Genomic DNA, 307 nt, shown 5'->3' on the forward strand with positions numbered 1-307 from the left:
TCGCCGCTACCCGCGGGTCGCCGATCACCACGGTGCCAGCCTGGCTATCCACTGGCCCGGCGGCCTGCAACACCAGATTGCCCAACTGGCCCGCCAACAGCACGCCACCAGCTTCATGGTGGTCCAGGCAGCTCTGGCCGCGCTGCTCTCCCAGCTCGGCCGCACGCCCGACGTGACGGTCGGAATCCCCGTCGCCGGGCGTACCCATCCCGCAGTCGACCAACTCGTCGGCATGTTCGTCAACACCGTCGTACTGCGCGTCCAGGTGGACGGCGATCCCACCTTCGCCCAACTCCTCAGCCAAGTC

At 68.4% G+C, this 307-nt stretch carries 1 protein-coding gene; it reads left to right on the forward strand.

The window, feature by feature from the left end; genetic code table 11:
* A partial coding sequence (locus F0Q45_RS27095; protein ID WP_149656711.1) for a condensation domain-containing protein occupies nt 1-307 on the forward strand: 307 nt, incomplete at both ends.

The organism is Mycobacterium simiae (assembly GCF_008370645.1).
GTDB lineage: Bacteria > Actinomycetota > Actinomycetes > Mycobacteriales > Mycobacteriaceae > Mycobacterium > Mycobacterium simiae_A.